General features: G+C 63.0%; 10 protein-coding genes. 4 read left to right on the plus strand and 6 right to left on the minus strand.

Annotated elements, in window-relative coordinates; all coding sequences use genetic code 11:
• The first annotated feature begins 167 nt into the window (after nucleotides 1–167).
• Nucleotides 168–1,955 carry an aspartate--tRNA ligase gene (aspS, locus tag FJ936_RS17840; RefSeq protein WP_181171057.1) on the plus strand — a complete coding sequence of 596 codons (1,788 nt, stop codon included), beginning with the start codon at nucleotides 168–170 and terminating at the stop codon, nucleotides 1,953–1,955.
• 224 nt (nucleotides 1,956–2,179) lie between these two features.
• Here aspS and FJ936_RS17845 read toward each other — a convergent pair whose 3' ends face one another.
• The gene (locus tag FJ936_RS17845; protein WP_141906840.1) at nucleotides 2,180–3,370 is read right to left on the minus strand and encodes a hypothetical protein; all 1,191 of its coding nucleotides are present in this window, start codon (nucleotides 3,368–3,370) and stop codon (nucleotides 2,180–2,182) included.
• A 331-nt stretch (nucleotides 3,371–3,701) separates the two neighbouring features.
• On the opposite strand from FJ936_RS17845, the gene parC reads away from it, so the two are divergent.
• Complete coding sequence (gene parC, locus FJ936_RS17850; RefSeq protein WP_140787669.1) at nucleotides 3,702–5,954, plus strand: DNA topoisomerase IV subunit A; 2,253 nt, start codon at nucleotides 3,702–3,704, stop codon at nucleotides 5,952–5,954.
• A 265-nt stretch (nucleotides 5,955–6,219) separates the two neighbouring features.
• Nucleotides 6,220–7,428, plus strand: coding sequence for an AI-2E family transporter (locus tag FJ936_RS17855; protein WP_140787667.1), 1,209 nt, complete (start codon nucleotides 6,220–6,222; stop codon nucleotides 7,426–7,428).
• A 9-nt stretch (nucleotides 7,429–7,437) separates the two neighbouring features.
• Here the strand turns inward: FJ936_RS17855 and FJ936_RS17860 are convergent, their stop codons facing one another.
• The 3 genes from FJ936_RS17860 to FJ936_RS17870 form a co-directional block, all read right to left on the minus strand.
• Entirely contained in the window at nucleotides 7,438–8,334 is an 897-nt protein-coding gene (locus tag FJ936_RS17860; protein ID WP_140787665.1) for a DMT family transporter, read from the minus strand.
• A 131-nt stretch (nucleotides 8,335–8,465) separates the two neighbouring features.
• Nucleotides 8,466–9,224, minus strand: coding sequence for an arginyltransferase (locus FJ936_RS17865; RefSeq protein WP_015318275.1), 759 nt, complete (start codon nucleotides 9,222–9,224; stop codon nucleotides 8,466–8,468).
• Between the two features lie 139 nt (nucleotides 9,225–9,363).
• Entirely contained in the window at nucleotides 9,364–9,834 is a 471-nt protein-coding gene (locus FJ936_RS17870) for an RDD family protein (protein ID WP_015318274.1), read from the minus strand.
• A 203-nt stretch (nucleotides 9,835–10,037) separates the two neighbouring features.
• Here FJ936_RS17870 and sthA point away from each other — a divergent pair, with 203 nt between their 5' ends.
• Nucleotides 10,038–11,426: a Si-specific NAD(P)(+) transhydrogenase gene (sthA, locus tag FJ936_RS17875; RefSeq protein WP_141906841.1), complete on the plus strand. Its 1,389-nt coding sequence runs from the start codon at nucleotides 10,038–10,040 to the stop codon at nucleotides 11,424–11,426.
• 1 nt (nucleotide 11,427) lies between these two features.
• On the opposite strand, the gene FJ936_RS17880 is transcribed toward sthA, so the two are convergent.
• Together FJ936_RS17880 and FJ936_RS17885 are read right to left on the minus strand one after the other, a co-directional pair.
• On the minus strand, nucleotides 11,428–12,537 hold the full coding sequence (locus FJ936_RS17880) for a hypothetical protein (RefSeq protein ID WP_140787661.1): 1,110 nt from the start codon (nucleotides 12,535–12,537) through the stop codon (nucleotides 11,428–11,430).
• Nucleotides 12,537–13,154, minus strand: coding sequence for a 5-bromo-4-chloroindolyl phosphate hydrolysis family protein (locus tag FJ936_RS17885; RefSeq protein ID WP_140661926.1), 618 nt, complete (start codon nucleotides 13,152–13,154; stop codon nucleotides 12,537–12,539). The genes FJ936_RS17880 and FJ936_RS17885 overlap by 1 nt, the downstream gene beginning before the upstream one ends.
• Nucleotides 13,155–13,159: the final 5 nt, after the last annotated feature.

The following is a 13,159-nucleotide window of genomic DNA, read 5'->3' on the forward strand; positions in this document are numbered from 1 at the left end:
GAATGGCATCTTCACAAGAAACGCTTTTTCAGACAATGCCGCTCAAGGTCCGGCGATGGCCCAAACCATCCGCTTGCCTTGACAAAGCCGGCCTCTCATGCGCTTTTCGCGCCAATTTCGAGCCGGGCCTCAGCCCGCACCCCAGCATCCGGACTTTACCAATGACCATGCACCGTTACCGCAGCCATACCTGTGCCCAGTTGCGAAAGAGCGACGTCGGCAATTCCGTTCGCCTGTCGGGCTGGGTGCATCGCGTGCGCGACCATGGCGGCCTGCTGTTCATCGACCTGCGCGACCACTACGGCCTGACCCAGATCGTCGCCGATCCCGATTCGCCCGCCTTCAAGGTCGCCGAGACCTTGCGCGGCGAGTGGGTGATCCGCGTCGATGGCGAGGTCAAGGCGCGTTTGCCCGAGACCACGAACGCCAATTTGCCGACCGGCGAGATCGAGATTTTCGCCCGCGAGATCGAGGTGTTGTCGGCGGCCAAGGAATTGCCGCTGCCGGTGTTCGGCGAGCCGGACTATCCCGAGGACATCAGGCTGAAATACCGCTTCCTCGACCTGCGCCGCGAGACACTGCACAAGAACATCGTGGCGCGCACGAAGATCATCGCCGAGATGCGCAAGCGCATGGGCGAGGTCGGCTTCACCGAATTCTCGACGCCGATCCTGACCGCCTCGTCGCCGGAAGGCGCGCGCGACTTCCTGGTGCCGTCGCGCATCCATCCCGGCACCTTCTACGCGCTGCCGCAGGCGCCGCAGCAATACAAGCAGCTGATCATGGTGTCGGGCTTCGACCGCTATTTCCAGATCGCGCCCTGCTTCCGTGACGAGGACCCGCGCGCCGACCGCTTGCCCGGCGAATTCTACCAGCTCGACCTCGAAATGAGTTTCGTCGAGCAGGACGACGTGCTGTCGACCATGGAACCGGTGATGCGCGGCGTCTTCGAGACCTTCGCCAACGGCAAGCCGGTGACGCAGAAATTCCAGCGCATCCCCTATGATGTCGCCATGCGCAAATACGGCTCCGACAAGCCGGACTTGCGCAACCCGATCGAGATGCAAGCCGTCTCCGACCATTTTCGCGATTCCGGCTTCAAGGTGTTCGCCAACATCCTGGCCAACGATCCGAAGGCCGAGGTGTGGGGCATTCCGGCAAAGACCGGCGGCAGCCGCGCCTTTTGCGACCGCATGAATAGCTGGGCGCAAGGCGAGGGCCAGCCGGGGCTGGGCTACATCTTCTGGCGCAAGGAAGGCGACAAGCTCGAAGGCGCCGGCCCGCTCGCCAAGAACATCGGCGAGGAACGTACCGAGGCGATCCGCCTGCAGCTCGGCCTTGCCGACGGCGACGCCGCTTTCTTTGTCGCCGGTGATCCGAAGAAGTTCGTGTCGTTCGCCGGCGCGGCGCGCACCCGTGCCGGCGAGGAGCTGAACCTCGTCGACCGCGAACGCTTCGAACTGTGCTGGATCGTCGACTTCCCGTTCTTCGAATGGAACGAGGAGGAGAAGAAGATCGACTTCGCCCACAACCCGTTCTCGATGCCGCAGGGTGGCATCGACGCGCTGAACGGCGAGGATCTGCTCGGCATCAAGGCCTTCCAGTACGACATGGTCTGCAACGGTTTCGAGATCGCCAGCGGCGGTATACGCAACCATTTGCCCGAAACCATGGTCAAGGCGTTCGAGACGGTCGGGCTCGACCGCGCCACGGTCGAGGAACGCTTTGGCGGCCTCTACCGTGCCTTCCAGTATGGCGCGCCGCCGCATGGCGGCATGGCTGCGGGCGTCGACCGCGTCGTCATGCTGCTGGTCGGCGCCAAGAACCTGCGCGAAATCACCATGTTCCCGATGAACCAGCAGGCTTACGACCTGTTGATGAACGCGCCGTCGGAAGCCTCGCCGCAGCAGCTTCGCGATTTGGCGCTGCGCGTAGCGCCGGTGAAGAAGGACTGACGGTGCAACTGCCATTTCTCCCCGTCACTATACGGGGAGAAATGTCCGGCAGGACAATGAGGGGCAGCGCGGGCTGGCGATTTGCGAGCGATCGTAGCAGCCGAGGCCTTCTGACAGGCAATCGTTTCAGACTGGAATTCATATTCGCAAGCGTCGGCGCTGCCCCTCATCCGCCTGCCGGCACCTTCTCCCGTATAGTGACGGGGAGAAGGCAGCTAATTCGATCAGTCCTCGTTCGCCTTGACGCTGACGCCGAGCGTCTTCGGCAGGTCGAGCGGGTTGGACATGGCGCCCGCCATGATCAGCGCGAACGGCACCGATGCCGGCGGCTCGGCCGAGATTTCGAGACTCTTCGGATCGTCGAGATATTTGCTGACCGCCGCCGTAACCTGGGCCGTCAGCTCGGGATTGTTGAGCTGCGCCATGCCGAACGGCACGATTGCCTTGGCTTGGTTGGCGATGTCCTTGGCCGACATGCCCTGCTGCTTGCCGACATAGTCCAGCACCTTGCCGGTCAGCGAATCGTCGTCGAAGCGGATCGATGCGCTGTTGAACGAAAGCTGCTGCAACAGGCCGAGCATGGCCATGCCTTGCGCCGAATTGTCGGCGCCTTCCGGCTGTGCGGCCATCTTCTTCTGCATTTCCTGCAGCGACTTGATGAAGTCGATCGTGTAGCCGCCAAGGTCGAAGGTCATGCCGAGCGTGCCGGCATTCTCGACGGAGATGTCGTATTTCGACAACTCCATCTTGCCGTCCGACGGCTGCCAGGTGCCGGCCATTTCAAGATTGCCCGAAATGTTCTGGTAGCCGAGCGCGTTGATGACCTCCTTGGACTTGGGGTCCTCGACCAGCGAGAGATCGGCCGTGAATTTCTCCGTGTTGGCGGTGAATTCCATCGCCTTGCCGTCGGCGGGCGGCGTGATCTGGATGGCAAGCCCGTCCATCGAAAAAGCGGTCTTGTCGGCGACCTTGACCGTCATGTTCGAGAGTTCAGCGGATTTGTACATCATCAGCGAGCCAAGCGGGCTGGTGGAGCCGTCGGCCGGCACCGTCATGTCGTGGATGACGAAGGGGCTGAGATCCAGGGTGACGCCGTCCTTGCTGTGTTCGAAGGCCGAGGTCGACACGGTGCCGATATCATAGCCGCCATTGGCTTCGGTGATGTTCTCGAGCTTGACGTCGCCGATCGTCAGCGCTTCCTTTTCCGCGGCCGGTTTCACCGACACGCCCTGCAGTATCATGCTGGTTTTGTCGCCGGTCACGCCGGTCCAAGAGATGTCGACGCCCTGGGCGGAGAGTGCTGCCTTCAGCCGGTCCGCGACCGCCGCGTCCTGGGCAAGGGCCGCATTCAGCGGCAGCGTGAGCAAGAAGGTCGAAAGTGCGAATTTCCGGAGAGTTGAGCGGTTGATTGTCATCGCAAGGTCCCTGAGAGTGTCCTGAAATTATTTTTCAATTCTTTGCGCCATCACCATTCCGTGACGAACTGGACGGGAAAAAGGCGTGTCCCGGCACAATGGTCGAAAATCGCGCTGAAAGGCAAACCCGATCCGAACGCTATTGGAGAATGCAGTGAATTTGGCATGAAGGTCGGGCCGCCAGCGTGCTTCGCAATAGATGCGGCATGTAACAGATTGATGTTGGCCGGCAACCTCGACCTTGCGGTTTTCTGTTGCAGAATTGCGCGCAAATCGACTGGCCCGGTGCGCGCCTCTTGCCGCGAATCACCCGCTCGGCTAGGTGCAGCCCATGGGAAAAAGGCTTTTGCCGCCTGACAATGGCGGCGGCGATCATATCGAACCGGTCGACCTGAAGAAGGCGCTGGAAGAGCGCTATCTCGCCTATGCTTTGTCGACCATCATGCACCGGGCGCTCCCGGATGTGCGCGACGGACTGAAGCCGGTCCATCGCCGCATCATGCACGCCATGCGCCTGTTGCGCCTCAACCCCGACCAGGGGTTCGCCAAATGCGCTCGTATCGTCGGCGAGGTGATGGGCAAGTTCCACCCGCATGGCGACCAGTCGATCTATGATGCGCTGGTGCGGCTGGCGCAGGATTTTTCGATGCGCTACCCCTTGGTCGACGGCCAGGGCAATTTCGGCAACATCGACGGCGATAACGCCGCCGCCATGCGCTACACCGAAGCGCGTATGACCGACGTGGCGACCGACCTGCTTGCCGGCATCACCGAAGACGCGGTCGACTATCGGCCGACCTACAATGAAGAAGACGAGGAGCCGGTCGTGCTCCCCGGTGCCTTCCCCAATCTCTTGGCCAACGGCTCGTCCGGCATCGCGGTTGGCATGGCGACCTCGATCCCGCCGCACAATGCCGCCGAGCTCTGCGACGCGGCGCTGCATCTGATCGAGCATCGTGATGCGCCGGTGGCGAAGCTGATGGATTTCGTCCAGGGCCCGGATTTTCCGACCGGCGGCATCATCGTCGACAGCCGTGCCTCGATCCTCGAAGCCTATGAGACCGGCCGCGGCGGGTTTCGCGTGCGGTCGAAATGGAACCAGGAAGACCAGGGCAGGGGCACCTGGAGCATTGTCGTTACCGAAATCCCCTATGGGGTGCAGAAGGCGCGGCTGATCGAGAAGATCGCCGAGCTGTTGATGGCCCGCAAGCTGCCGCTGCTCGAGGATATCAGGGACGAAAGCGCCGAGGACATCCGCGTCGTGCTGGTGCCGAAGAGCCGTTCGGTCGACCCAGGCATCCTGATGGAATCGCTGTTCAAGCTGACCGAGCTCGAAAGCCGTTTCCCGCTCAACATGAATGTGCTGTCGCGCGGCAAGGTGCCCAACGTGCTGTCGCTGAAGGGCGTGCTGCAGGAATGGCTGGACCACCGCCGCGACGTCCTCATCCGTCGCTCGAAATTTCGCCTCGGCGAGATCGAGAGGCGGCTGGAAATCCTTGCCGGCTACCTGATCGCCTATCTCAACATCGACGAGGTGATCAGGATCATCCGCGAGGAGGATGAGCCCAAGCAGGTCATGATGGCCCGCTGGTCGCTCACCGACACCCAGGCCGAAGCGATCCTCAACATGCGGCTGCGCGCCTTGCGCAAGCTGGAAGAATTCGAGATCCGCAAGGAATTCGACGGCCTGACCGCGGAGAAGAAGCAGATCGAGGCACTGCTGGCGTCCGATGCCAAGCAGTGGTCGACCATCAAGTGGGAAGTCACTCAGGTTCGCGACAAGTTCGGTCCGGAGACCGAGATCGGCAAGCGCCGCACGCAGTTCGCCGACGCGCCCGAGCACGACCTGACCGATATCGCGCACGCCATGATCGAGCGCGAGCCGGTCACCGTGGTGGTTTCGGAAAAAGGCTGGCTGCGGGCGATGAAGGGCCATCTGGCCGATTTTTCGACGCTGACCTTCAAGGAGGGCGACAGCCTCAAGCTCGCCTTCCATGCCCAGACGACGGACAAGGTTCTGGTCTTCACGACCGGCGGCAAGTTCTACACGATCGGCGCCGACCGGCTGCCGGGCGGCCGCGGCCATGGCGAGCCGATCCGCATCATCGTCGACATGGACAATGACCAGGACATCGTCACCGCCTTCGTCCACGATCCCAAGCGCAAGCTGCTGCTCGCCTCTTTCGACGCCAACGGCTTCATCGTTCCCGAGGAAGAGGTGGTCGCCAACACCCGCAAGGGCAAGCAGGTGATGAACGTCAAGGCGCCGGACGAGGCCAAGCGCTGCGTGCCGGTCACCGGCGATCACCTGGCCATCGTTGGCGAGAACCGCAAGATGCTGGTGTTCGCGCTCTCGGAAATTCCGGAGATGGGTCGCGGCAAGGGTGTGCGGCTGCAGAAATACAAGGACGGCGGCCTGCTCGACCTCAAGCCGTTCACGCTGGAAACCGGTCTCTCCTGGCAGGATTCGGCCGACCGTACCTTCACCCGGTCGCGCGAGGAATTGGCTGAATGGATCGGCACCCGGGCGTCGGCGGGACGGATGGTGCCTAAGGGATTCCCAAGGACTGGGAAGTTCGGCTAGAAGCTGCCGATCTCGTCCCTCGTGGGGGAAATGGCCGGCTGGCCAGAGGAGGCGCTGTCCCGCCAGCGCATCAAATGGCTGGCTACACCTCTCGCAATTCTCGGTCCTTAAGATCAGATCAGAAGTTCACGCCCCCCTCTGTCCTGCATGAGATTCCCCACGAGGCGGAGATTGGCAGCTCCGCCATCACCATTTGGAGTATCGTCACGATTGCTGCACTATATCGGTGCATAACTGACCGGATGGGCCGGGGAGAACAGGGCGTTTGAAGGAAGCAAAGATCCAGAAGCCGGAACGGCAGCAGCGCCTCTTCGGGCTGTCCACACCGCTTCGTTCGGCCGTCATACCGCCGCTCTCGGCGGCGCGCTGGCTGCTGGTGCTGATCGTTGCCGCCGGCGTCTATTTTTTCCACGGCTTCCTGTTCCCGGTGCTGGCCGCCCTCGTTATCGCCTTCGCCAGCTGGCCGCTCTACCGACGGCTGCTGGTCGGCGTCGGCGGCAACCGAACCATCGCCGCCACATTTGCCATCCTGTTCATCCTGGCCTTCCTGGTGATACCGATCGCGCTTGCCGGCACCTACGCCATCAACGAGGTGCGCGAATGGGTCGGCTGGGCGATAGAGACCAACCGCCACGGTGCGGTGACGCCGCACTGGATCGCCACCCTGCCTGTGGTGGGTGAGTGGCTGAACGAGCAGTGGACGACCAATCTCGGCCATCCCGGCGGCATCGGCGAACTGATCCAGCTGGTCAGCGGCGCCAATATAGGCAGCATCTACCGCGGTGCGCTCGCCGCCGGCGGCAGCGCTTTCAGCCTCTTTCTGACGCTGCTGTTCATGATGATCGCCCTGTTTTTCGCCTATCGCGACGGCGAGAATTTCGCCGGCCAGATCGACCGCCTCGGCGAGCGCATCCTGCCCACCCGCTGGGAACGGATCTCGCGCGTCGTGCCGGCGACCATTTCCTCGACCGTGACCGGCATGACGGTAATCGCCATCGGCGAGGGACTGGTGCTGGGCATCGCCTACTGGCTGGCCGGTGTGCCGTCGCCGGTGACGCTCGGCGCGCTGACCGGCGTCATGGCGCTCATCCCAGGCGGTGCGCCATTGTCCTTCACATTGGTCTCGATCTACCTCGCCGCCAGCGGCTCGCCGATGGCCGGCCTGGCGCTGTTCATCTGGGGCACGGTCGAGTTGTTCGTCGTCGACAAGACGTTGCGCCCCAAGCTCGTCGGCGGCCCGATAAAACTGCCCTTCCTGCCGACCTTTTTCGGTTTGATCGGCGGCGTCAAGACCATGGGTTTTCTCGGCCTGTTCATCGGCCCGGTGCTGATGGCGCTGCTGGTCGCGATCTGGCGCGAGTGGCTGCGCGAGGTGGAACTGGCCGACGAGATCGCGCCGCCGAATGAGATCGAAGCCGGTCCACAAATCGAGGTCCTGCCCGAGCCCAGCGTGGTCAAGAAAGCCAGCGCCTGATCTCGACCTCTACGCCGGATGGTGCACCGCGAGGTCGCCGCGCCGCTTGCGCCCATCATGCAACTGCCAGAGCGAATGGGCGACCAGCGTGACGATCAGGATGCCGCCGCCGATCAGGCTGTTGCGGGTCGGCGTCTCGGCAAAGATCATCCACACCCAGATCGGCGCCAGCACGGTTTCGAGCAGGTAGAACATCGCCACTTCCGGTCCTGAAATGTATTTCGGCCCGGCGGCGAGGCAGAAGAACGAGATCGGCATGATGACGGCGCCGTTGAAAATGATCCACCATGGCGCGTTCACGTGAAAGCCTTCGCCCGTCACCATGAAAGCGGCCAGCCCAAGCGGCAGAAGGACGCCGATCAGCGAGGTGAATCCCATGTCCTTGCCGCTGGCGCGCGAGAGGGTGATCGCGACCGCGATGAAGAAAGCCGAGCACAGCGCCATGAAATCACCGAACAGCTTGCCGCTGCCAACCGAACCGCCGACGATGACCAGCACGCCGAGGATCATGACCAGCATGGCCGCGATCGTCACCGCTCCCGGCCTTTCCCGTAGGAATATCCAGGACAAGAGTGCGGCGAAGACGGTGTTGAAGGCCAGGATGAACACCAGGTCGGCGGTCGAGGTGTGGAAGACCGCGGTAACGAAGGTGATCGAGGTCAGCCCATAGCATATCGCCACGATCAGCCCGGACCAGCCGGGGATAAGCGGCGGGACATTCCGGCTCAGCGCGCGCCAGACCGACCAGATGATCATCGCGGCGATGAAGGTGGTTCCGGTTCGCAGCAAAAGGATGGTCCACGCGCCGCCATCCGCAAGGCGGATCAACGGTATGTCGACGGTCAGTATCAGTCCGCCGATGGCGGTTATCAGAAGGCCCTTCTGGTGATCATGGTGAGAGGACATGCAGGAACTTTCGCAATTGAATTGCAGGCGGCCGGTCGGCGCAAGCGCGCACTCTCTCCAGCCGAGCGGCTGAAAGACCAGCATCCCCTGCCTTGAAACAGTTTAAGCGTGGATCGGGGGAAAACTCAGCGTCAGACCGCTTCGTTGGTATAGCGCTCCCAGCCTTTTGGGCCGAGATGCTCCTGCGGCATGAAGCGCATCTTATAATTCATCTTGCGCGAACCATTGACCCAGTAGCCCAGGTAGACATGGGGCAGCCCCATCGCCTTGGCACGGGCGATATGGTCGAGGATCATGAACGTGCCGAGCGAGCGGCTTTCGAAATCGGGATTGAAATAGGAATAAACCATCGACAAGCCGTCGGCCATCTTGTCGGTGAGCGCCACCGCTATGAGTTCACCTTGGCCTTTGCCGGTGATGAAGGTGTCGGGTCCGCGCCGCCGGTATTCGATCACCTTGGTGTCGACATGGGTATCCTCGACCATCATGGCGTAGTCGAGCACCGTCATGTCGGACATGCCGCCGCGGCGGTGGCGGGCATCGAGATAGCCGCGAAACAGTGAATATTGTTCGGTCGAGGGCTCGGCGTTGTGCATGGCGCCGACGAGGTCGGAATTGTGCTGCAGCACGCGCTTCATGTTGCGGCTGGCGGTGAACTCCTGTGCCAGGATACGCACCGACACACAGGCGCGGCAGGTCTCGCAGGCTGGTCTGTAGGCGATGTTCTGCGAGCGCCGGAAGCCGCCTTGCGTGAGCAGGTCGTTCATCTCCGAGGCCTTGTCGCCGACCAGATGCGTGAACACCTTGCGCTCGAACTGGCCGTCGAGATAGGGGCACGGCGACGGCGCGGTCAGGAAGAACTGCGGCGACTGGGTCGGGTGCTGCGTCATCGAGACTTGGAAACACTCCTTCGAATCGCTCTACCTTTGGCTCCGGCGGCGAAAAATTCAACAGGATTGTGAAGGTGTGGGCAACTCAACACCTTCACATTTGCGCTCAAGAGGGCTGCGGCTGTGCTTGAGGGCGGTTTCAGCGGCCGGTGCGGCTGACGACAGTGCCGAGCAAAAGATCGTGCAGCGTGCGCTTGCGGTCCGAGAACAGGGTCACCAGCAGGACCAGCGGCGACAGGATGACGTTCCCGGCCCAGAACAATACGGAATGGACGACCGCGGTCAGCCCGTCGATGCGGGTGCCGTCGAGACGGTCGAGGCGGATGCCCATCATCTTCATGCCCGTGGTGGCCTGGTCGGCGCTGCCCAACGTGTTCCAGATGTAGAGGATGGCGACTGCCGGCACCAGGACGCCGAACAGCATCCAGCCCAGGCCGAGGGTCAAGAGCCCGAGGAAGAACACCAGGATGGCGACCGGAATGCTCAGCAGGCCAACGATCAGATAGTCGAGCACGAAAGCCAGGATGCGCCTTGTGCGCACGCCTTCAAAAGCCCTGACATCGTCGAGCCGGGTGTTGATGATTTCGCCGTCGAGAACGCGAGCGTTCATGTCATTTCCTCGTAACAGGGGCCTGCTTAGCCTGCGCCCACCGCACCAGAAATGGTGAAGGCTCGTGGCGGAATCAAGATCGGACCGTTTCGCCGCGGCGCCAGGCGGGACAGGACGGGCCGAGGGGCCGAAGCGGTTGAATTTGCAGCACGGATGGCGTTAGCTTGCTGCGGCGCAACAAGACGCCGAGGGGACGGGGCAATATGGACTACGACATGCTGGTCATCGGCAGCGGCCCTTCCGGCCGCCGCGCTGCCGTGCAATCGGCCAAACTCGGCAAATCGGTGCTGGTGGTCGACCGGGGCCGGCGCCTTGGCGGCGTCTCGGTGCACACCGGCACCATTCCTTCCAAAACGCTGCGCGAAACGGTGCTCAACCTCTCGGGCTGGCGCGAGCGCGGCTTCTATGGACGCGGCTATCGGGTCAAGCAGGATATCTCGGTCGGCGACCTGATCGAGCGCCTGCACAAGACGCTCGACCACGAGGTCGAGGTGCTGCAGCACCAGTTCATGCGCAACACGGTCAAAAGCGCGCGCGCGGCGGTGAAATTTCTCGGCCCCAACAAGGTCAGCCTGACATCGGACAATGGCGACTACAGCGAAGTCGGTTTCGCCAACGCACTGATCGCCGTGGGCACCAGGCCGCATCGGCCGGCCGACGTGCCCTTCGACAAGACCCGTGTCTTCGACAGCGACGAAATGCTTGAACTCGACCGCCTGCCACGCACGCTGACGGTGATCGGCGCCGGCGTCATCGGTGTCGAATACGCCACGATCTTTTCCGCGCTCGACGTACCGGTGACGCTGGTCGAGCCGCGCAACTCCATCCTCGATTTCGTCGACCGGGAGATCGTCGACGATTTCATCCACCAGATGCGCGACCGCGGCATGACGATAAGACTGGGCAGCGCGGTCAAGGAAATCCGCTCCAAGCCGGATGCCGCCGAAGTGGAACTGGCCGATGGCCGCACCATCCGCTCCGAGGTCGTGCTCTACGCCGCCGGCCGCACCGGCAATGTCGGCAGCCTCGGCCTCGACGTGGTCGGCATCGAAGCCGACTCCAGGGGCCGCATCAAGGTCGATCCCCAGACTTTCCAGACCAGCGTGCCGAACATCTACGCGGCCGGCGACGTCATCGGTTTTCCAAGCCTCGCCTCGACCTCCATGGAGCAGGGCAGGGTGGCCGCCTGCCATGCCTTTGGCGTGACCCTGCCCGCGCCGCCGGAAACCTTTCCCTACGGCATCTATGCGGTGCCGGAGATCTCGACGGTCGGCCAGTCCGAGGAGCAGGTACGCCAAAGCGGCGGCGCCTATGAGGTTGGCGTCGCGCGCTTCCGTGAGACGTCGCGCGGCCACATCATGGGCGTCGACACGGGCTTCCTGAAGCTGTTGTTCTCCATCGAGACGCGGCGCCTGCTCGGCGCGCACATTGTCGGCGAGGGCGCCACCGAACTCATTCATATCGGCCAGGCGGTGATCAATCTCGGCGGCACGGTCGACTTCTTCGTCAACAACACCTTCAACTATCCGACGCTGGCGGAAGCCTACAAGATCGCCGGCCTCGACGCCTGGAACAGGATGGGAAGAGGGTAGATCAGCCTTCCAACTGCGACAGCAGCGCCAGCATCACGTCGGCAGAGGGCATCGGCAGCACCGCCTCGATTTCCGCCGGCCGCACGCCGGCGATCGCGGCATCGGCGCCGCCGCTGACGGTGCCGAGCGGCCCGCGAAAACCGTGTTTCGACCAGGCAAGCTCTTGCAGCTTTGGGCTGGTCAGCGCTTCCAGCAGCCTGTCGACCGAGGGGTCGACGACGATCAGCGGATGCGCCGAATAGACGGTTGGCCTGGGGTAGAGAATCTCGGGCTTGGCGCCCATGCCGGCCTGCACCCTTTGCCAGCGCGCGGGATCGGCGAGCGCCCATTCCACCAGTTGGTTCTCATAACCCACCACCATCGGCTCGGCACCGAGACCGCCGGCGATGTATTGGTCGAACAGCTTTCCCGACGAGGACGTCTTCAGCCCCATGCTGCGGAAGATCGCCTTGGCCTGGTCGCCGTGCTGGGCAAGCAGTTCCTGGGTCGCCACGTCGCCGCTCATCAGGCTGAGCACCAGGCCGGCGAACATGAAACCGGAGTTGGAGCGGTTGGGATCGGTGGAGACGATGCGGGCGCGGCCATAAAGCTCGTCAATGCCGAGATCGGCCCAGTTCTTGCCGGCCAGAATGGCGTCGAGCAAGGCCTTGAGATCGAGCTGGTTGTAGCCGCCCTTGGCGGCGACCGTGACCAGCCCGCTCTTCTTCAGCCCTTCGACTACAGGTCCCCAGGTGTAGACGACGATCGGGGAGTTGAGCACGACCTGGTCGTTGCGGATCGAGACACCGCTCTTGCGCGCGAGGTCGACCATGATCGAGGAAGAGGGCCACAGGAATTGCGGTTTTTGGGTGAGCAATGCCGGCTCGCGCACCATCTCCACGGAACCGGCGACACGCGCATCGAGTTCCAGCCCGTAGCCGCCAAGCGCATGCACGACGTCCGGATCGGCCAGGAATGCCTGCTTCTCGCCGCCGATGAAGCCGAACAGATGCGCTTTGTTGCCAAGATAGCCACGGAACTCGGGACGATCCTTCAGCGTCAAATAGCCGCCGGTGCCGGCAGCGGCGGCACCCAGCAGACCCAGTCCGAAAGCGCGGCGCGAAATGGCCATCAGCGTCCGATATCCTCTTTCAACGACTCCTGAATGAGTCGCAGGTCGACGTCGAGCGTGCCAAGTTCGCTGTCGGCCAGGCTGTCGGCATAATGCACGAAGGCGTCCTGAAGCTTGGTGATGACGGCGCCGACATTGGCGAGCCGGACCTGGCTGGGTGCACGCCGGTTCGCCAGCGTCGCGTAGCCTTCCGCCACTTCCGCCGCCTGCGGCACGTAGTAGGTGAGGAAACGCCGCACCGAGGGCGCGGTTTCCGGCTTCGTCTCGACTTTGGAAATCACGTCGGCGGCGATGTCGGACAGATTCTTCACCTTGGCTTTCATGTCCTTATCGGCGATCGAACCGGCCGTTGCCGACAGCCGGTCCGCGGCTGGCTGCGCTTGCGCCAGGAGTTCGCGGGCGAAGGCCACTTTGCTGCCGCTGAGGGTGCTGAGGTCGAGCCCTTCGAAAAGCTGTCGCGGCGCCAGCACGAACACCAGTCCGGCAAAGACGAGGGCCGCGATGATGGCCGACACCAGGAACGGGAACTGGGTCAGAAAACCCAAGCCGACAAGCAACACCGCAGATATCCCGCCCGCCGCGATCCAGTTCCAGTCATTGCCGAACAAGCCACGCATCCCGG

Source organism: Mesorhizobium sp. B2-4-13, from assembly GCF_006658535.1.
Classification (GTDB): Bacteria; Pseudomonadota; Alphaproteobacteria; order Rhizobiales; family Rhizobiaceae; genus Mesorhizobium; species Mesorhizobium australicum.

Excerpts from the sequence above, each read along its gene's own strand:
- parC (WP_140787669.1), top strand. The coding sequence starts at position 3,702 with ATGGGAAAAAGGCTTTTGCCGCCTGACAATGGCGGCGGCGATCATATC.
- FJ936_RS17885 (WP_140661926.1), bottom strand. The coding sequence starts at position 13,154 with ATGCGTGGCTTGTTCGGCAATGACTGGAACTGGATCGCGGCGGGCGGG.
- aspS (WP_181171057.1), top strand. The coding sequence starts at position 168 with ATGCACCGTTACCGCAGCCATACCTGTGCCCAGTTGCGAAAGAGCGAC.
- FJ936_RS17845 (WP_141906840.1), bottom strand. The coding sequence starts at position 3,370 with ATGACAATCAACCGCTCAACTCTCCGGAAATTCGCACTTTCGACCTTC.
- FJ936_RS17865 (WP_015318275.1), bottom strand. The coding sequence starts at position 9,224 with ATGACGCAGCACCCGACCCAGTCGCCGCAGTTCTTCCTGACCGCGCCG.
- FJ936_RS17880 (WP_140787661.1), bottom strand. The coding sequence starts at position 12,537 with ATGGCCATTTCGCGCCGCGCTTTCGGACTGGGTCTGCTGGGTGCCGCC.
- FJ936_RS17860 (WP_140787665.1), bottom strand. The coding sequence starts at position 8,334 with ATGTCCTCTCACCATGATCACCAGAAGGGCCTTCTGATAACCGCCATC.
- FJ936_RS17870 (WP_015318274.1), bottom strand. The coding sequence starts at position 9,834 with ATGAACGCTCGCGTTCTCGACGGCGAAATCATCAACACCCGGCTCGAC.
- sthA (WP_141906841.1), top strand. The coding sequence starts at position 10,038 with ATGGACTACGACATGCTGGTCATCGGCAGCGGCCCTTCCGGCCGCCGC.